The organism is Aeromonas sp. 600479 (assembly GCF_049175515.1).
In the GTDB taxonomy this organism is placed as follows: domain Bacteria; phylum Pseudomonadota; class Gammaproteobacteria; order Enterobacterales; family Aeromonadaceae; genus Aeromonas; species Aeromonas veronii_A.
On record NZ_JAAKVF010000005.1, the window covers coordinates 64461 to 81821 of the forward strand.

At 59.8% G+C, this 17361-nt stretch carries 16 protein-coding genes; 5 read left to right on the top strand and 11 right to left on the bottom strand.

Annotated features, from left to right (window positions below; translation table 11 throughout):
• Positions 1–191 precede the first annotated feature (191 nt).
• From pbpG to G5149_RS07955, 5 genes are all read right to left on the bottom strand, one after another.
• Positions 192–1103 (bottom strand): D-alanyl-D-alanine endopeptidase, encoded by a 912-nt coding sequence (pbpG, locus tag G5149_RS07935; RefSeq protein WP_421212204.1) that lies wholly within the window; start codon positions 1101–1103, stop codon positions 192–194.
• A gap of 258 nt (positions 1104–1361) precedes the next feature.
• On the bottom strand, positions 1362–2828 hold the full coding sequence (yjeM, locus tag G5149_RS07940; RefSeq protein ID WP_421212205.1) for a glutamate/gamma-aminobutyrate family transporter YjeM: 1467 nt from the start codon (positions 2826–2828) through the stop codon (positions 1362–1364).
• Between the two features lie 435 nt (positions 2829–3263).
• Positions 3264–4142 carry a DMT family transporter gene (locus tag G5149_RS07945; protein WP_421212206.1) on the bottom strand — a complete coding sequence of 293 codons (879 nt, stop codon included), beginning with the start codon at positions 4140–4142 and terminating at the stop codon, positions 3264–3266.
• A gap of 33 nt (positions 4143–4175) precedes the next feature.
• Complete coding sequence (locus G5149_RS07950) at positions 4176–5096, bottom strand: ABC transporter substrate-binding protein (protein WP_421212207.1); 921 nt, start codon at positions 5094–5096, stop codon at positions 4176–4178.
• Between the two features lie 119 nt (positions 5097–5215).
• The gene (locus G5149_RS07955; protein WP_421212208.1) at positions 5216–6277 is read right to left on the bottom strand and encodes a porin; all 1062 of its coding nucleotides are present in this window, start codon (positions 6275–6277) and stop codon (positions 5216–5218) included.
• A 218-nt stretch (positions 6278–6495) separates the two neighbouring features.
• On the opposite strand from G5149_RS07955, the gene glpX reads away from it, so the two are divergent.
• Both glpX and G5149_RS07965 read left to right on the top strand, forming a co-directional pair.
• On the top strand, positions 6496–7506 hold the full coding sequence (gene glpX, locus G5149_RS07960) for a class II fructose-bisphosphatase (protein WP_124241483.1): 1011 nt from the start codon (positions 6496–6498) through the stop codon (positions 7504–7506).
• A 134-nt stretch (positions 7507–7640) separates the two neighbouring features.
• Positions 7641–7892 carry a YkgJ family cysteine cluster protein gene (locus G5149_RS07965; RefSeq protein ID WP_005336384.1) on the top strand — a complete coding sequence of 84 codons (252 nt, stop codon included), beginning with the start codon at positions 7641–7643 and terminating at the stop codon, positions 7890–7892.
• 70 nt (positions 7893–7962) lie between these two features.
• Here the strand turns inward: G5149_RS07965 and G5149_RS07970 are convergent, their stop codons facing one another.
• The 4 genes from G5149_RS07970 to hemC are packed head-to-tail and all read right to left on the bottom strand — an operon-like array spanning position 7963 to position 11843.
• Positions 7963–9126 (bottom strand): heme biosynthesis HemY N-terminal domain-containing protein, encoded by a 1164-nt coding sequence (locus G5149_RS07970; protein ID WP_005342817.1) that lies wholly within the window; start codon positions 9124–9126, stop codon positions 7963–7965.
• 10 nt (positions 9127–9136) lie between these two features.
• Positions 9137–10186 carry a uroporphyrinogen-III C-methyltransferase gene (locus G5149_RS07975; RefSeq protein ID WP_421212209.1) on the bottom strand — a complete coding sequence of 350 codons (1050 nt, stop codon included), beginning with the start codon at positions 10184–10186 and terminating at the stop codon, positions 9137–9139.
• The gene (locus G5149_RS07980) at positions 10183–10917 is read right to left on the bottom strand and encodes a uroporphyrinogen-III synthase (protein ID WP_421212210.1); all 735 of its coding nucleotides are present in this window, start codon (positions 10915–10917) and stop codon (positions 10183–10185) included. Before G5149_RS07980 ends, G5149_RS07975 begins: the two co-directional genes overlap by 4 nt.
• Positions 10914–11843, bottom strand: a complete 930-nt coding sequence (gene hemC, locus G5149_RS07985) for a hydroxymethylbilane synthase (RefSeq protein ID WP_139495464.1) — start codon at positions 11841–11843, stop codon at positions 10914–10916. The genes G5149_RS07980 and hemC overlap by 4 nt, the downstream gene beginning before the upstream one ends.
• A gap of 323 nt (positions 11844–12166) precedes the next feature.
• Between hemC and G5149_RS07990 the strand changes: the two genes are divergently transcribed.
• Entirely contained in the window at positions 12167–14686 is a 2520-nt protein-coding gene (locus G5149_RS07990) for a class I adenylate cyclase (RefSeq protein ID WP_421212211.1), read from the top strand.
• Between the two features lie 66 nt (positions 14687–14752).
• Here the strand turns inward: G5149_RS07990 and G5149_RS07995 are convergent, their stop codons facing one another.
• A complete protein-coding gene (locus G5149_RS07995; protein ID WP_216979651.1) occupies positions 14753–15406 on the bottom strand; it encodes an alpha/beta hydrolase in 654 nt (217 codons plus the stop codon).
• On the bottom strand, positions 15403–15717 hold the full coding sequence (gene cyaY, locus G5149_RS08000) for an iron donor protein CyaY (RefSeq protein WP_216979650.1): 315 nt from the start codon (positions 15715–15717) through the stop codon (positions 15403–15405). The genes G5149_RS07995 and cyaY overlap by 4 nt, the downstream gene beginning before the upstream one ends.
• A 73-nt stretch (positions 15718–15790) precedes the next feature.
• Between cyaY and lptM the strand changes: the two genes are divergently transcribed.
• Positions 15791–15967 carry an LPS translocon maturation chaperone LptM gene (gene lptM / locus G5149_RS08005; protein WP_337073094.1) on the top strand — a complete coding sequence of 59 codons (177 nt, stop codon included), beginning with the start codon at positions 15791–15793 and terminating at the stop codon, positions 15965–15967.
• A gap of 32 nt (positions 15968–15999) precedes the next feature.
• Entirely contained in the window at positions 16000–17250 is a 1251-nt protein-coding gene (lysA, locus tag G5149_RS08010) for a diaminopimelate decarboxylase (protein ID WP_088868282.1), read from the top strand.
• The last annotated feature ends 111 nt before the right edge of the window (positions 17251–17361 follow it).

Consider the following 17361-nt stretch of genomic DNA (forward strand, 5'->3'; position numbering starts at 1 on the left):
CGCTAAAATTCTTACTGCTAGGTTACAACCAATTGATTCTATTAGTGTGAATCACACTGTTGAGTAGTTACGTTTTGTAACGGGATGGCGGAAGGTGTTACCTGTAACGGGAGCAAGCTCCCGTTTTTTGGGCGCACTCATGCAGATAAAAAAAGCGAGGCTGGCACCTCGCTTGGTTGGGGATCTCGAGCTTACTGGTGAGTCAGCATGCTGCTCTGGTTGGCGGCAAGGGTGGTTCTGCCCGAGCTCTCCAGCCAGGTTTTGATCCGTTTGGCATCGGCGACCCGATCGTTGGTGGTCTCGGCATTGAGCAGCACCATGATCACCGGTTCGTGATTGACCTTGGTGCCCAGCACCAGACAGCGGCCCGCTTCGCGGATATAGCCGGTCTTGGAGAGGGTGAACTCCCACTGCCCCTCGCGGATCAGCCGGTTGGAGTTGAGGTAGTGCAGCTGGCGCTTGTTGGTACGCACATAGCTCTGCTCGTCGGTGGAGTACTGGCGGATCAGCGGATAGGAGGCTGCTGCTGCGGCGAGCTTGGCCAGATCCTGCGCGGTGGAGACATTGCGCGGGTTGAGCCCGGTGCTGTCGGCGTAGTGGGTATTCCACATCCCCAGCATGCGGGCTTTGGCGTTCATCGCCTCGACAAAGGCACGCTGGCCGCCGGGATAGTGGCGGGCCAGCGCCGAGGCTGCGCGGTTTTCAGAGGACATCAGGGCGATATGGAGCATTTCGGCGCGGCTGAGCTTCGAGCCAATGGCTAGGCGCGATCCGGTTCCCTTGATGCGGTCGATGTCGGCATTGGTCACGGTGAGCATTTCATTGAGGCGCAGGTTGGCATCCAGCACTACCAGCGCCGTCATCAGCTTGGTGAGGGAGGCGATGGGCATTACCCGGTTGCCGTTGCGCTCGGAGATCACCTCGCCGGTTCTGTGGTTGGCCACCACGAAAGCGGCCGAGCTGAGGTTGGGCACATCCCGTCGCTCGAGAAAGCCGCTGCCGCTCTTGCTGCTGGCGGAAAAGGGATTGGCATGGGCACTGTCCATAGTGGCCGGCAACATTACTGCGCCAAGCAACAGAGGAAGGAGGGAACGCATCATCATGATCAGCTCTACCGGACGAAATACAGGGACATCTCGCTAAGTTATATGTCGTGAACTGGCGCTTCACAATCATTCTCACCTTGATATTGATAATTTACGGCGTTGAGCGCGCTCTGACGACGAGGAGAGCGTAAAAATGGTCTCCATGGAGTCTTCTTTTGCATTGAAACTATGGGCTGGTTGTGATGGCGAGCGGAAGCAGGCGCTAAAAAAATCGGGACCAGAACAGTCCCGATTGGCATGGAGCATTGCTACCGTTTAGTGGGCATCTTCCTGCTTGATCTTGAAGCGCATGGCGATCACCACGAACAGCAGCGGGCCAATGATGGTCCAGACGCCGGTGGAGATATCGCCGGAGATAAAGGGGGCGACCACGGTAAAGACGTTGCCGAAGGCGACCAGGATCAGGCTGATTATGGTGGCAAGCAGTACCGAGCCCGCGCTCTTGAAGAAGATCAGGTCCTTGCCCAGCGCCGGGTTGTTGCGATAGCGATACCAGGCGTAGATGAGGAACATGTAGGGCAGGGTCATGCCGACGTTGGTCATGGTGATGATCAGCTCATAGAGGGCGGCGGCCCCTTCCGGGTTGATCAGGGTAAAAATGGACTTGGCGGCAATGAACAGACAGACCACCCAGGCTTGCACCTTGAGGGCTTCAATCCGCACGCCATTCTCGTTCTCGCGTTGTAAACGCTCCGGCCAGAAGTAGCTCGGGGTGCCGGTGATGAACTGGCGCAGTGGCGCGTAGGAGAGGGCGATAAAGGCACCCAGATAGCTCAGGAACATGCCCAATCCGGCAAAGCGCATGAATACCTGTCCCAGCCACTCGCCACCGAGATGGCGCCCCAGCTCCAGCATGATGATGAAGAGGGCGGAGAGTGAGGTGATCCCCTCGGCCGGGAAGTCGCTCCATCGCATGATGGAGCCGACCGCCAGAAAGCCGATGATGTAGCAGAGCACGATGAAGGCGCCGGAGAGGAAGATGCCGCGCTTGAGGTCGCGCTCCGGATCTTCCAGCTCGTCAGCCACCCCGGCCATCGCCTCGACCCCGCCGTAGGCGAAGATGGCGAACACCATAAAGCCGAGGAAGGGGATGATGTCGTTGAAAGCGGCATTGGGAGAAGCCGTCAGCGATGCCTGGGTGAAGGGCTCCTGCAGGGTCATGCCGCTCACCGCGAAGGTGAAGACGCCACCGACCAGCAGCAACACGTTGAGTGCCACCACGGAGAGACCGCCGATGGCCGCCACCTTGGCGAAGCGGGCGCTACCCAGAGTGATGAGCTTGGTGACGGTGGCAACCAATGCGATGGCAACGACCCCCAGAATAAAGGGGCCGAAGTCGATCTCAGTGCCCAGGGTGACCGGGATGACGGTGATGTCGCGGCCAAACAGCATGAAGGAGAGGGGCACCCACATGGAGAGCGCTTTGCCAAACATCCAGATGACGTAGGAGGCGAACCACATAGTCAGGCCGATAAAGGCGAATCGGGTCGAGACCGAGTGGCGCATCCAGGTAAAGATACCGCCCGCCTCTTTGCGAAAGCCGGTACCAAACTCAATCATCATCAAAATGAACGGGATGAAGAAAAACAGACCGCCAATGACGAACATCGGAATGGCGGCATATCCCATTCGGTAAAAACCGATCCCGATATTAGTGACGCCAAATACCGATGTTAATATCATCAATATAAAAGCGCCCAACTTCAGCTTTTTTGCCGACATATTAAAAACTCCCTGATGGTGCTGGATTTAAAATAATCAAAAATTAAACAGACGAAACCGGACCCATTAATAACGCGGTAGCGCCATGCCATCCTGCTGTGGCGGGCGCGATCGGGTCATCTCTGACCGGGCTGGCTTACCCGTCAGGCGGTCAATGAATGTATGGGTGGAGCGGCATGGTCTGTGCCATGCGCGGTATTGGTCAGCGTTGCCGAAAATTAACTGTGAACGATTTTATCATTAATGCTGCTGGGCAGGTAAGTTTCCCGAATGAAGCTGTGGTTGAAATAAACAGGCCTGCCAGTTAATTGATACGTTGCGGATGTAAACATTTACGCCAGGTTCGAGACTTATTTCCATTATTCGTATTCGGCATATTTGGCGGAGTGAATTACGCCATCCTGCCTGATAAATTCGCACCAATGGCGACAGCGCTTATCCTCCCAGCCGGGTCAGCAGCACGCCGCCAGTGATAATGGCCGCCGCCGTCAGCCGCATGCGCCCGGGCGGCTCTTTCAGCAGCCAGACCGAGAGCAGCATGGCAAACAGCACACTGCTTTCGCGCAGAGCCGCGACTACGCCAATGGGAGCTTGGGTCATGGCCCAGATAACAATCCCGTAGGCGAGCAGTGACATGGCTCCTCCTGCAATTCCCGCCATCGCATGGCGACGGATCTGGCGCCATGCGTTGCGCCTCTGGTGGACGATCAGCACCAACAGCATCGCCAGCCCAGTACAGGCAAAGAGCCAGAGTGTGTAGCGTACCGGCTCACCCCCTGCGCGGGCGCCGGCCCCATCCGAGAGGGTATAGATCGCCGTGAACATGGCTGTGATCAGTGCCGCCCGAACCGCTTTGCTGTCAAGGCGTTGCTGCCCACCTCGCCAGGCCATCAGCAAGACTCCCATGATCAGCACGCAGGCGCCGATGATGCCGCCGTAACCGGGGTAGTCCCCCAGCAACATGGCACTTAACACCATGGCGAGCAGCGGAGCACTGCCACGGGCCAGCGGATAGATCTGGCCAAAATCGCCCTGATTGTAGGCATGGCTGAGAAACAGGCAGTAACCGGTATGGAGCAGGACTGAGAGGCCGAGCCAGGGCAGCTCGGCAGCAGAGGGAAGCCCCATGGGCAGCAGTGCGACGGCGGCGATAAGCCCTGAGAAGATCGCCACCAGTGACACGCCCACCAGCCGCTCTTCGCCAATTTTGACCAGCGCATTCCAGCTGGCGTGAAGCAGGGCTGCCAGCAGAACGGCAAAAAAGACGGTGGTGCTCATGGGAAAGGGCTCTCGGGCGATGGGGGTCAACAGCATACCCGCCCGGAGCCTGATGGGCCAAGATCTTTATCAAGGCTTCGGCTTTTCGGGGCTCGCCTCCTGCGTGGTGGCGTTACCCAGTTGCCCCAACACCAGTTTGGGATGGGGGTCGGTCTGCAGCGGAATATCCTGCAACTCTGTTCCCTGCTGATGGCGATGGATGATCCCGGCGGCCATCTTGCCCAGCGCCTCGTAGCTGCTGATAGTGCCAACGCTACAGCCGTGCTCTACGAACAGCTCGGCACTACAGATGGTAGGAATGGCAGCTTCGTTGAGTACATTCAGCAGGCGGGGGGCGATGGAGAGCAGATAGCTGTCTGCGGCCAGAAAGACGATGTCGTTTTTGGCATCCTGTTGCAGTCGCTTCAACTCGGTCTCCAGTCGCTTTGGATCTGGTGCAATGCGCCAGGTTGCGACTTGCCACTGGTAACCTTTGGCCGCGTTGATCAGCATGTCGGCCACCAGCAGGGTGTTCTGCTCCCGCGGATTGAATGGGAGCAACAGCCGTTTATTCGATGGAAGGTACTTGCTGGCATTGGCCAGTTGCAGCGCCATGGGTACCATGTTGCTTACTCCGGCGACCATGCTGTTCTGAGTTTTGTCCTCAGAGAGAAAGCCTGCCCCTACAGGATCTGAAACCACGTTGAAGATCATGGGTTTTCGATTGGCTATCAGACTCTTTGCCATGGTGGTGGCCGTGGTACCGAAGGTGTAGATGTAGTCGTACTCCGCCAGTTTCGGCAGCATCTGCTGACGCAGCATGGTCGCCAGCGCAGTGCGATCCTGATCGGCATTGTAGATGGTGATGGTGGTCTGGTAGCCAAGTCGGGTCAGCTCGGCCCGAAAGCCCGCCTCGGCGGCGGTTTCGCCACGCCACAGCACCATGGCGATATTGAGGGCGTGAGCGGGAAGAGCCAGCAGCAACAGCAGGACGAGAAGCAGCCTGACCATGATCATCTCTCCAGCGATACATTTACTGTTGAGCCTAGGTCAGTTTGTGGTTTCTGAGTAACGGCGACGCAAAAGCGCGATGGCAAGCCATCGCGCTTTTGGTATCCGCGACACCTCGATTAGAAGTCGTAACGGGCAGCCAGCTGGAAGTCATCCTGGTTGGCAGTCGCCTTGCCTGCAACGCTGTCCAGATTGTTGATGCGGTATTCGCCAATCACCCGCAGGTTCTTGTTGAATTTGTACTGGGCGCCCAGGGTGTAGTAGTCCACGTTGTCCTTCTTGACGCCAGCCTTGTCCTGCTCCTGCTTGTTCCACAGAGCCATCAGGCCGAAGCCGTTCTCGAAGTTGTAGCCCAGCGCGGCTTCCCAACCGGTGTGATCGGTACCGGTCGCCAGGAAGTCGCTGCCATCGGCATAGCTCAGGGCGGCGTAGGCGGCCTTATTGTCGAACTTGGCAGAGATCAGCCACAGCTTGGCATCTTCTTCACCGCTCTTGTCGCGGATACCCACGTTGTAGGCGGTACCCAGCGACAGGTTGAACGGGAAGGTGTAGGCCACGGCGGCGCCGTAGGCCGCGTCGCTATCCTTGCTGGTAGTCTCTTCGGTGTCACCACCGTCGAACTTGTAGCTGGTGTCGAGCTGGAAGCCATTGAACAGGCCGGAGTATTTCAGTACGGAACCGGCACGGTTAGTGGCGAAGGTGTCGGTCTTGGCTCCCAGCGCTTCGTTGCCGTAGCCGTCGGAGAGGGAGACATCAGTCCAGTCCGCCAGGAAACCCGGGGCACCTTTCTGACGGCCGAAGGTGACGCTACCCCAGTCTGCGCCCACACCGGCAAAGGCCAGGCGGGTGCGCAGGTTGTCGGAGTTCTCGCTGATGGTCTTCTCGCTGTCGTTGATATACATCTGCACTTCATACTGGGCCAGCGCTTTCAAACCGCTCTGGATCTGGGTTTCGGCTTTGGCGCCGAAGCGGACAAACTGGTTGGCACCCTGCTTGGAACTGTAATCCTTGGTGCCATTCGGATTGGTAGTACTGACGTTTTCTTTCTTGTCACCGAAGAATTGACCTGCATAGATGCGGCCATAGAGATCCAGCAAAGAGGTGTCGTTTTTATACACTTCAACGGCTTGAGCCTGGAAGGCGGCAGTCAGCGCCAGTGCCACTACAGTCAGCTTTTTCATCTTAATCCCTTGTGTTGCAAGCTTTTGTTTTGAAGACGGGGCCATCCTAGGGAGGAGGCATGACAGCGGGGTGACAGTTGGATGAAGAGTCGATGGCAGTTGGATTGCAATTGGATGAATTGGCTACATTTATGTGCCTGTCAGCTACTTTTGTGCGCAAAGGTTTGCCCTTGTGGTAGAATGCCGCCCGTTTTCGAGCTCCATAGGTTGGATATGCGATGAGACGTGAACTGGCAATCGAGTTTTCCCGAGTGACGGAAGCGGCTGCACTGGCTGGCTACAAGTGGCTCGGACGTGGTGACAAGAATATCGCCGATGGGGCGGCCGTTGCGGCCATGCGCCACATTCTCAACCAGATCGAGATCGATGGTGAGATTGTGATCGGCGAAGGTGAAATTGATGAAGCGCCGATGCTCTATATCGGCGAGAAGGTTGGTACCGGACACGGCGACGCGGTGGATATCGCGGTCGATCCCATCGAGGGTACTCGCATGACCGCCATGGGTCAGGCCAATGCGCTGGCCGTGCTGGCGGTGGGCGACAAGGGTTCCTTCCTGAAAGCGCCTGACATGTACATGGAAAAGCTGATCGTCGGGCCCAGGGCCAAAGGCGCCATCGACCTGAATCAGGCTCTCGAGCTGAACCTCAAGGCCGTGGCCAAGGCGCTGGGCAAGCCGCTCTCCCGTCTGACCGTCATTACCCTGGCCAAGCCGCGTCATGACAAGGCGATCAAGGAGATGCAGGGTCTGGGCGTGCGGGTGTTCGCCATTCCTGATGGTGACGTTGCCGCCTCCATCCTCACCTGTCTACCGGACAGCGAAGTCGACATGCTGTATGGCATCGGCGGCGCACCGGAAGGGGTGATCTCCGCGGCGGTGATCCGCGCGCTGGATGGCGACATGCAGGCCCGTCTGGTGCCGCGTCACCGGGTCAAGGGCGACAGCCCGGAAGTGCGTGCGCTGGGCGAGCAGGAAATTGCCCGCTGCGAAGCGCTGGGCATCGACGTCAACAAGGTGCTCAAGCTGGAAGATATGGCGAAGAATGACAACGTCATCTTCTCCGCCACCGGCATCACCAAGGGTGATTTGCTGGATGGCATCACCAGCGATGGCGTGATGGCGACCACCGAGACTCTGTTGATCCGTGGTAAATCCCGTACCATTCGTCGTATCAAGTCGATCCATTACCTGGAGCGCAAAGACAGCGTGGTACGTGACATCATCCTGTGATGATGGCTCGCTGAACCGGCTGTGTTGTTTGAAGCCCGATCGCCCGTGCGGTCGGGCTTTTTGTTGTGCGCCAGCTACGTTTGTGCCGCCGCTTCGGCTATGGTGGCTCAGACCATCCCAAAGGAGTGGAGTCTATGGAGTGTCGTAGCGGCTGCGCTGCCTGTTGCATCGCCCCCAGTATCAGCAGTGCCATTCCCGGTATGCCAGATGGCAAACCGGCTGGCGTCCCCTGTATCCAGCTCGATAGCGCCCTTGGCTGCAAGATTTTCGGTCAACCGGAGCGGCCGGCGGTGTGTGGCGGTTTTCGCCCCATGATGGATGTGTGCGGCAGCCATCGCGCCGAGGCCATCTGGCTGATCGGCGAGCTGGAGCGGCTCACCACCTGACGAGAGCAGGGCGAAGATATAAAAAAAGAGGCCGCATCATGCGGCCTCTCACGTTTCTGTTCGCCGGGGATCAGATCCCCGCCAGCTCCAGTGCCTGACGATAGTACTCGTTGGCCTTGTTGGTAAGGCGGCGCTTGTCCATCACCTGACCGAGAGCATGGTAGGCGGCGGCGCTCGGCGCCCGCTCCACCTCCTGCTCCAGCAGCTTCTGGGCATCGTCCAGCTGACCGGCCAGTAGATAGAGCTGGGCCAGTGCGGTGTCCACCTCCGGCTGCCCCTGCTGTTTTTGCAGCAGTGCCAACAGCGGCTGGTAGCTGTCGAGTTTCAGCTTGGGCAGGCGAGCCAGCAGCTGCGGCATCGGCTGTTTGCGCAGCGCCTCCTGCCACAGGGTGGCGGCCTCGCCATCGGCGCCCAGCTGGCGCAGCAGATCGCCGTAGCAGGCCAGCAGTTCTGGCTCGAGGCGCAGTTTGCGCGGCAGATCCTGCCACACCGCCTTGAGGGTCTCGAGGCTGCCGGCAGCCTGTTGCAGGCGACCACACCAGGCTTGTTGCAGCAGATCTTCTTCCTGTTTCGGGGTCAGCTTGCCCACCTTGTGCAGCGCCGGGATCAGGTCGCACAGGGCGCTCCAGTCCTGACGGGCCAGATGCACCTGACGCAGCTGATCCAGCACCATGGGGTGGCGCGGGTTGAGGGCGTAGACCGACTCCAGCATCGCCAGCGCCGTGTCGTACTGGCCCTGCTCGATCTGCAGCTGGGTTTGGGTCAGGGTGAGCGCCAGCTCGGCTTTGGGATTCTCTTCCTGCGCTTTTTGCAGGTATTGATCCCGGCGGGCGTCGTCACCACGGGCCTGTGCCGCCTTGGCGGCGCTCAGGTAGTTGAGCAGCGGGGTATCGCTGTTGCTGGCCCCCTTGATCATCAGTTTTTCAGCCTGACTGTAGTGCCCTTCGGCCATCGCCAGGGTGGCGGCGACGGTCTGTTGATTGGCCTTGCGGCGGCGGCGCGAGCCGTACCAGCCGAGGGTCTTGCGGCGCAGGCCGAATACCCGACCCAGCAGCCATTCGACGATCAGCAGGGCTCCGTAGAACAGCACGGCCAGGATCACCGCGCTGGTGACGGAGGATTCGATGGTGTAATTGCCAAGGGCAATCAGCACATAGCCCTTGTTACCGGAGGCTTGCGGGCCAAAGATCAGCCCTGCGACCATCACGGCAACCAGAATGATTATACGGATCATGGTGCCCTCCTCAGCTGCTGGCCAGAATGCGTTGCAGGCGTTCGGTCAGCACCTGCTCCAGCATCGCCTGGGTCTTGAACTGGGCCGGATAGTCGATCTGGATCTGCTCACCCTTGAGCTTGTCGATCTCGCCCTGCATGTAGCGGGTGGCGCTGTTGTCGGTGTCGAAATACTGGGTCAGCCAGCGCTGGGCCTTGTCCAGGCTGTCTTCGTAGAGCGCCTGCTGCTCGCGATAGACGGAGAGCTGGGCCTGCAACAGCTTGGTTTTGAGGTTTTCACGCAGGAAGATCTCCTGCTGCGGCGAGAGCAGCGCCTCGACCGCGCCATCGCGGCGACGGATGGTGACGAAGTTCTCGGTGAACTTGACCCAGTTCTTCTTCAGGTTGCTCTCCCACTCGTCGGGATTGGCGCTGACCGCCTGATCCGGCTCGGCCTTGGCTTCCGGCATGCTGACGGTGGAGAGGGGCAGCAGCTCGATCTGATCTGAGAGCGCGGCCAGCTTGAGGGTCAGCCCCTCGCGGTCGATGCGCGGCATCCCCTTGAGCTTGGCGATATCCTCGGCCAGCGCCTTGCGGATCGGCATCAGGCTGGGGTCGTTGAGGGCGGCGATCCGCTCGTCGGCATTGCCGAGCAATGTGATGGCGGAGACGAGGTCATGCTCCAGCCACAGTTTGCGACCCGCCATCCGAACCAGATACTCGGATTCGGCCAGCATCCAGTCGTTGGGGCGTTTATCGTTGAGATCCAGTACCCGGTTCTGCAGACCCTGCATCTCCCCTTGCAGCCGCTGCTGGGTTTGATCCAGCGCGGCCAGCTGCTCGGCATCCTTGCTGCTGGTCTGGTCGATCTTGCTCAGGGCGCTCGCCAGCTGCTGCTTGAGCTGGGCCAGTTCGGCTTGCTGGGCCACAGCATTCTTGTGACCGTGCAGATAGAGACCGCCGGTCAGGCCAAGGGCCAGCAGGATGGCGACCCCTCCCAGTACGGCACCGGAGCGGCTCTTGCTGCAATTGACCGCAGCGGTCGGCTGGGGTTTTACCTGGGATTCTTGTTGTTCTGTCATTCCATCTTCCTCAGTTCCAGTGCGGCCGTCAGGGCCTGGTTGGATGCACCTTGGGCAATCGTGATATGGATAAAGCCCGCGGAGTGGGCCATCTCGGCCACTCGCGGGCTGGGGACCACCAGCAGGCGGTCAAAAAGCCAGGGCCGCTGGTGGTCGGGAACCAGCTCCAGCAGCCGTTGCAGCAGTTCACCACTGGTAATGAGCAGGCTGTCCAGCCCCGCTGCCTGCCAGTGGCGGGTCAATGTCTCCCCGTCTAGCTCGGGGTAGTGGCGTTCATAGGCCGCACAATAGTGCACCAGAGCACCGCGTGAGGCCAGCGTGCTGGCGATGAGATCCCGCCCGCCATTACCGCGCAGGATCAGTACCCGTTTGCCTGCTACCTGCTGCAGGGCGGGCAGGGCCAGCAGCCCTTCGCTGCGCGGGTCATCCGGGCAGCTTGCTGTGATGCCGATAGCGGCAAACGCATCTGCGCTGGCCTGACCCACCGCAAAGTACTCAATATGTGGCCAGGTCTGACCAGTTTGCAACAGAAAATCGTGTGCAAAATGAACGGCATGGATGCTGACCGCGATAACGATATCGGCGCTGTGCAACAGGTTGGGCAAGCGGGGGAGTTCACTGCCCGCCACGGTTTCCAGCAGCGGGCAGCAGAGTGGTGCATGACCGTGCTGGCGCAGCAACTGCACCAGCTCGGCGGCTTGGGCGGCCGGACGCACCACCAGCGGTGTCATGCGCGGTAGACCTCGGCCAGGATCTCGTCGGCACCGGCGGCCAGCAGACGCTGGGCCAGTTGCTCGCCGAGCGCCTCACCATCGGCCAGCGGGCCGCGGATCTCGTCACGGATAACCTGACTGCCATCCGGGCTACCCACCAGACCGCGCAGCCAGATCTGCTCGCCGTCGACCAGTGCGTAGGCACCGATGGGGACCTGACATCCCCCTTGCAGGGCGCGGTTCATGGCGCGCTCGGTCAGCACCCGGGCGCGGGTCTCGGCGTGCTCCAACGGCGCCAGCAGAGCGTGCAGCTCAACGTCGTCGAGGCGGCATTCGATGCCGACAGCCCCCTGACCGTTGGCGGGCAGACTCTGCTCCGGCTCGATAAAGGCGGTGATGCGGTGCGCCATCTCCAGTCGTTTCAGACCGGCGGCGGCGAGGATGATGGCGTCGTACTCACCGGCATCCAGCTTGGCGAGGCGGGTGTTGACGTTGCCACGCAGGTCGCGGATCACCAGATCCGGGCGCGCAGCGCGCAGCTGGCACTGGCGGCGCAGGCTGGAGGTGCCGACCACGGCCCCTTGCGGCAGTTCGGCAATGGCCTTGAAACGATTGGAGACGAAGGCATCGCGGGGATCTTCCCGCTCGCAGATGGTGTGCAGGCCGAGCCCCTCGGGGAACTCCACCGGCACATCTTTCATGGAGTGAACGGCGATATCGGCCCGCCCTTCCAGCATGGCGGTCTCCAGCTCCTTGACGAACAATCCCTTGCCGCCCACTTTGGCCAGCGGGGTATCGAGGATCTTGTCACCCTGAGTGCTCATGGGCACCAGTTCGACCTGCAACTGCGGGTGCAGGGCTTCGAGCCGGTCTTTGACAAAGTTGGCCTGCCACAGGGCCAGCGGGCTCTTGCGAGTGGCAATTTTCAGGGTTCGGGCTGCCATATCAATCAGTTGTTTCATTTTTAGAAGGAAATCGATATTACCACCCTTTGCCCGGGCTTTCATGGCGGAGCCGGCAAAAGCGGGGCCAAGCTCAAAAATGCATGCTGAAAATGATTTTCATTAAGCAAGGGGTGTTGATTAATTCATTGAATTTATTGTGATTTAATGATTTCCCCTGATACTTGATGTGGTCATACCAGAAATAATCTGACGTTTAGCTGAAGGCTTGTTTACCACCGCTGTTTGCATTGTTAACATGATCACACTTTTTTGACGTATCCCCCTTTTGGTGCGTCATTTTCACTTAGGTGATAGGCAGGGCATTGCAGGAACACATCGATACGCTGGTTGCGCGTTATGACGACATTACCCGTCTCAAGACGCAACGGGCGTTAGGCCTCATGAGTCGCTATGGGCAGCAGGTATTCCAACTGCTGCCTGTCATGCTGCACTTCAATCATCCCCTGCTGCCCGGTTATGTCTCCGGTGATGTCCCTCATGGTATCTGGAGCTTCAGCGCCACCGCCGAGCAGCAAGCCTTTATCGATGACCTCTGCCGCAACGCCAACTGTCAGAGCGGCCTTGCCACCCATGATCGGGCCATTCAGGGGCTCTACTCCATGGGCAGCACCTCCTCCATCGGCCAGTGCTGTCACTCCGATCTCGATATCTGGGTTTGCCACGTGGCTGGCTTGTCGCAGGAGCGGCTCGCCCTGCTGGAGCAGAAGTGCCGGTTGCTCTCCAAGTGGGCGGAGCAGCGCGGGGTCGACCTCAACTTCTTCCTGATCCCCGAAGACAAGTTCCGCCAGACCAACGATGCCGAGATGCAGGGAGAGAGCTGTGGCAGCGCCCAGCACCTGCTGCTGCTTGACGAGTTCTACCGCAGCGCCATGCGCATCGCCGGTAAGCGACTCATCTGGTATCTGGTTCCTGTCGAGTGTGATGATCACTACGACGACTATGTGAACGGGTTGTTCGAGAGTGGCAAGCTCAGGCAGGATGACTGGCTCGATCTCGGCAGTTTTGACCGGATTCCGGCGGAGGAGTATTTCGGCTCTGCCCTGTGGCAGCTCTACAAGGGGATCGATTCCCCCTATAAGGCGGTGCTCAAGTCGGTGCTGATGGAGGCTTATTCCCACGAGTACCCCAACACCCGGTTGCTATCGATGATCAGCCGCGACTGGTTTCAGCACAACGAGGGGATGCACTACCGGCTCGACAACTATTGTCTGATGCTGGACAAGGTGACCAATTACCTCAAGTCCATCGGCGACATGGCGCGACTCGATCTGGTGCGCCGCTGCTTCTACCTCAAGGTGTGCGATGGCCTCAGTCATCCCAAGGATGATCACTCTCCCGAGTGGCGCCGCGAGCAGATGAGCCAGCTGGTCTCCTACTGGGGTTGGAGCCAGGATAAACTGTACCACCTCGATCACCGCCACGAGTGGAAGGTCGAGGAGGTGAAGATCGCCCATGCCGAGTTGCTGGAGGCTCTGATGCAGAGCTACCGCAATCTGATCCAGTTCGCCCGTCGCAACAACATCAGCGAGTCGATCAACCCGGAAGATATCGGCATCCTGTCGCGCAAACTCTATGCCGCATTCGAGAGCCTGCCAGGCAAGGTGCAGAGGGTGAACCTCAAGATCGCACCGGATCTGAGCGAGCCTGATCTCAGCTTCGTGCAGGTGCCGCACGGTCGCCTCAACCGTGCCGGCTGGTATCTCTACAAACATTCGCTGGAGCCGGTGGACATCATTGGCCGGGCGCCGCTCGAGTTCAACGGTTACATCAGCAAGCTGGTCTCCTGGGCCTACTTCAACGATCTGCTGACCCCCCAGTCGCGGGTGCACCTGTTCAATCAGGGCTCGGATCTGCACATCGACAATCTGCACCAGTTCTGTCGCGATCTCTCCGGCTGCTTCCCCGAGAAGTACCCGCTTGCCACCAACCTGGCCCTCAGCCGCCCGTGCGAGATCCGCCAGCTCTCCATCTTCCTCAATCTGGAGATGGACCCGACCAGCCATTGGGTCGGTCAGGTGATCGAGTTCGACGCCAACACCGTGGATGTTTTCTCGTTCGGTCGCAATCAGGAGTGTCTGGTTGGCTCGGTGGATCTGGTCTACCGCAACTCCTGGAGCGAGATCCGCACCCTGCACTTCCAGGGGGATGAAGCTGTGGTCGATGCCCTCACCACCATCCTAGGCAAGATGCATCAGGATGCCGCCGCCCCCGAGATGATCGAGGTGTTCTGCTATAGCCAGCACTTCCGTTCTCTGGTGCGCTCCCGCTTCCAGACCCTGGTGGCGGAGTGTATCGATCTGCGCCTGGCCCGCGACAAGCAGCAGCTGGTCAAGACCATGGCGCTCGGCCGTGAAAAGTACGGCATCTTCTTCGAGCGGCGCGGGGTGTCGGTGAAGAAGCTGGAAAACGCCATCGATTTTTACCGCCACATCTCCCACAACAAGCTGGATCATCTGCCGCTGCGGCTCGACAAGACCCACAGCCAGCATCTGCCGAGCATCGTCGATGCCTACGCCAGCGAAGGGCTGGTGCAGTTCTTCTTCGATACCCGTGATGCGGGCACCAACATCTATATCCTCGATGAGGCGAACCGAGTGGAGATCTACCAGCACTTTGCCGGCAACAAGGATGAGCTGGTGGCGGGGGTCAACCGCTTCTATACCTCCAATCACGAGCGGTTCAGCGATGATGGGCAGTTCATCAACTTCAACCTGCCCCAGTACTACGAGATAGTACAGGTGAATGGCGAGCTGGATGTGATCCCCTATCGCAGTCAGGGCTCCCTGCGCGAACAGGTGCCGCCCGCTCGAGAAGTGGGCTGACCCGTCAGTTGGAATCGCTATAAAAAACGGCCTGCAGATGCAGGCCGTTTGCTTTACCGGAAGGGCTCACGCGCCGAGGCGGGCCAGCAGCCAGCTGCGAATGTCGCCGAGCTGCGGACGGCAGATCTCGTGGCGCATCGGGTACTCGTGCCACTCGGGGGCGAGCCCGGCAGCTTCAAGCCGGTTCTTGGCATCCCAACCGAGCGACAGGCTCACCACATCGTCGTAGATGCCGTGCATGTAGCAGATGGGCAGGGTGCGAGCAGCCTCGCTCATCTCGCCGAGCAGCTTGTCGGGGGCAGCCAGATAGGTGGACATGCAGAGCAGGCCCGCCAGCGTTGCCTGATAGCGCAGCGCGGTGAAGGAGGCAATCACTCCGCCCTGAGAGAAACCTGCCAGCACGATGCGCTCGGGGGCAAACCCGTCGGCCACCAGCTGATCGAGCAATGTGGCAATTTGGTCGGCTGATTCCCGCACATGGGATTCCACGGCTCGCTCGTCGGGATCCTCGAAGCTCCTGATGTCGTACCAGCCCCGCATCTTGTAGCCCATATTGATGGTGATGGGGCGCTCCGGCGCATCCGGCAGCAGGTGACGCACCGGTAGCTCGGCGGGCAGGTCCAGCGCGTCCACCAGCGGGGCGAGACCGGCACCGGAATCACCCAGCCCGTGCAGCCAGATCACCGCGTGGCGGGCGCCCTGCGGGTGCAGGTCGATCATGGGAACACCACCTCTTCGCCAGCCTGGGCGGTGCAGGATTTACTCAGCAGCGCCTTGAGCTCGTGGCCGAAACGGTTGTCGATCCAGGTGTCACCCTGCAGTTCGAAGTGGAAGCCGTTCTCGCGGGTGGCGACCCAAATCTGGTGCAGTGGTTCCTGCTTGTTGATGATGACCTTGGTCTTGTTCTCGAAAGAGAGGGTCAATACGCCGCCGTTGCGTTCGCAGTCGATATCCGGATACCCCTCGTCGAGGGTGTCTTCCACATATTGGAAAAAGGCGTCGGTCAGGGCGTGATACTCGTGATCCTTCATCGGTTTATCCTGTTGCTTTTAACAATGTGAGTGCGATTATAGAGGGCCAAAAATTTTTTCGCAGCGAACCATTATGATCACCCAGTTCACCAAGTGTCTGCTTGCCACTCTTCTGTCCCTCGGGTTGGCCGCGTGCGGTCTGAAGGGGCCGCTCTATATGCCGCCCCCCGAGCCGCCACAGAGCCAGAGTACACCGCAAGCAGCACCGCCTGCGACCTCCGAGGCTGCCACCGAGGCCACGCCGCACTAATGCCGCACCCATTCTAGGAAGGAACCGCCCCCTTGGATCACTTTAACTACGACGCCGACGGCCAGCTTCAGGCCGAGCAAACCTCGCTGCAACAGCTCGCCGAGCAGTACGGTACCCCGCTTTACGTCTACTCCCGGGCGACTCTCGAGCGCCACTGGCACGCCTTCGACAAGGCCGCTGGCGACATTCCCCATCTGATCTGCTATGCAGTGAAGGCCAACTCTAACCTGGCGCTGCTCAACCTGCTGGCCCGTCTGGGCTCGGGGTTTGACATCGTCTCCGGTGGCGAGCTGTCGCGGGTGTTGGCAGCGGGTGGCGATCCGGCCAAGGTGGTCTTCTCCGGGGTGGCCAAGAGTGAAGCGGAGATGCGCCTTGCGCTGGATAAAGAGATCCTCTGCTTCAATCTGGAGTCGGAAGCCGAGCTGGAGCGCCTCAATCGGGTGGCGGGCAGCATGGGCAAGAAAGCTCGCGTCTCGGTGCGGGTCAATCCGGATATCGATGCCGGTACCCACCCCTATATCTCCACCGGCCTCAAGCAGAACAAGTTCGGCATTCCCATCGAGCTGGCACCTGCCATCTATCGCAAGGCGGCCGCGATGGCGAACATCGAGATCGTCGGGGTGGATTGCCATATCGGCTCGCAACTCACTGAATTGAATCCCTTTATGGAAGCAGCTGACAAGTTGCTGCGGCTGATCGACGGTCTGGCTGCAGAAGGCATTCATATCCATCATCTGGACGTGGGGGGCGGCCTTGGGGTCAACTACGGTTCCGAGCAGCCACCCCATCCGACCGAGTATGCCGAAGCGCTGAAGCAGAAGCTGGCGGGCCGGGATCTGACCCTGCTGTTCGAGCCGGGCCGCGCCATCGTCGCCAATGCCGGCGTGCTGCTGACTCGGGTCGAGTACCTGAAGCCGGGCGAAACCCGCAACTTCGCGCTGATCGATGCCGGCATGAACGACATGCTGCGCCCCTCGCTCTACGGCGCCTGGATGAACATCATCGAGGTGGATAGCCGCGCCGGTCATGCTCCCGCGATCTATGACGTGGTGGGCCCGGTGTGCGAGACCGGCGACTTCCTTGGCAAGGAGCGCACCCTGGCCATTGCCGAGGGTTCCCTGCTGGCAGTGCGTTCGGCCGGTGCCTACGGCTTTACCATGTCATCCAACTACAACACCCGTCCGCGGGCAGCCGAAGTGCTGGTGGATGGTGCCGAAGCACACCTGATCCGCGAGCGTGAGCAGTTGGCCGATCTCTGGCGCGGTGAGCACCTGCTGCCCTGATGGCGCAGGCTGGGACAATGATTTCATAACGGTTGACGGTGAGTTTTTACAGCCCTAACAGCACAGGAGTGCGCGATGTGTACAGATTGTTCCATGATGCATGGGGCTTTG

Bases quoted from the DNA above. Each gene is read 5' to 3' on its own strand.
- G5149_RS07965 (WP_005336384.1), top strand. From the start codon at position 7,641: ATGGAGTGTCGTAGCGGCTGCGCTGCCTGTTGCATCGCCCCCAGTATC.
- pbpG (WP_421212204.1), bottom strand. From the start codon at position 1,103: ATGATGATGCGTTCCCTCCTTCCTCTGTTGCTTGGCGCAGTAATGTTG.
- G5149_RS07945 (WP_421212206.1), bottom strand. From the start codon at position 4,142: ATGCTGTTGACCCCCATCGCCCGAGAGCCCTTTCCCATGAGCACCACC.
- glpX (WP_124241483.1), top strand. From the start codon at position 6,496: ATGAGACGTGAACTGGCAATCGAGTTTTCCCGAGTGACGGAAGCGGCT.
- G5149_RS07970 (WP_005342817.1), bottom strand. From the start codon at position 9,126: ATGATCCGTATAATCATTCTGGTTGCCGTGATGGTCGCAGGGCTGATC.
- G5149_RS07980 (WP_421212210.1), bottom strand. From the start codon at position 10,917: ATGACACCGCTGGTGGTGCGTCCGGCCGCCCAAGCCGCCGAGCTGGTG.
- lptM (WP_337073094.1), top strand. From the start codon at position 15,791: ATGATCACCCAGTTCACCAAGTGTCTGCTTGCCACTCTTCTGTCCCTC.
- G5149_RS07955 (WP_421212208.1), bottom strand. From the start codon at position 6,277: ATGAAAAAGCTGACTGTAGTGGCACTGGCGCTGACTGCCGCCTTCCAG.
- hemC (WP_139495464.1), bottom strand. From the start codon at position 11,843: ATGGCAGCCCGAACCCTGAAAATTGCCACTCGCAAGAGCCCGCTGGCC.
- G5149_RS07975 (WP_421212209.1), bottom strand. From the start codon at position 10,186: ATGACAGAACAACAAGAATCCCAGGTAAAACCCCAGCCGACCGCTGCG.
- yjeM (WP_421212205.1), bottom strand. From the start codon at position 2,828: ATGTCGGCAAAAAAGCTGAAGTTGGGCGCTTTTATATTGATGATATTA.
- cyaY (WP_216979650.1), bottom strand. From the start codon at position 15,717: ATGAAGGATCACGAGTATCACGCCCTGACCGACGCCTTTTTCCAATAT.
- G5149_RS07995 (WP_216979651.1), bottom strand. From the start codon at position 15,406: ATGATCGACCTGCACCCGCAGGGCGCCCGCCACGCGGTGATCTGGCTG.
- G5149_RS07950 (WP_421212207.1), bottom strand. From the start codon at position 5,096: ATGGTCAGGCTGCTTCTCGTCCTGCTGTTGCTGCTGGCTCTTCCCGCT.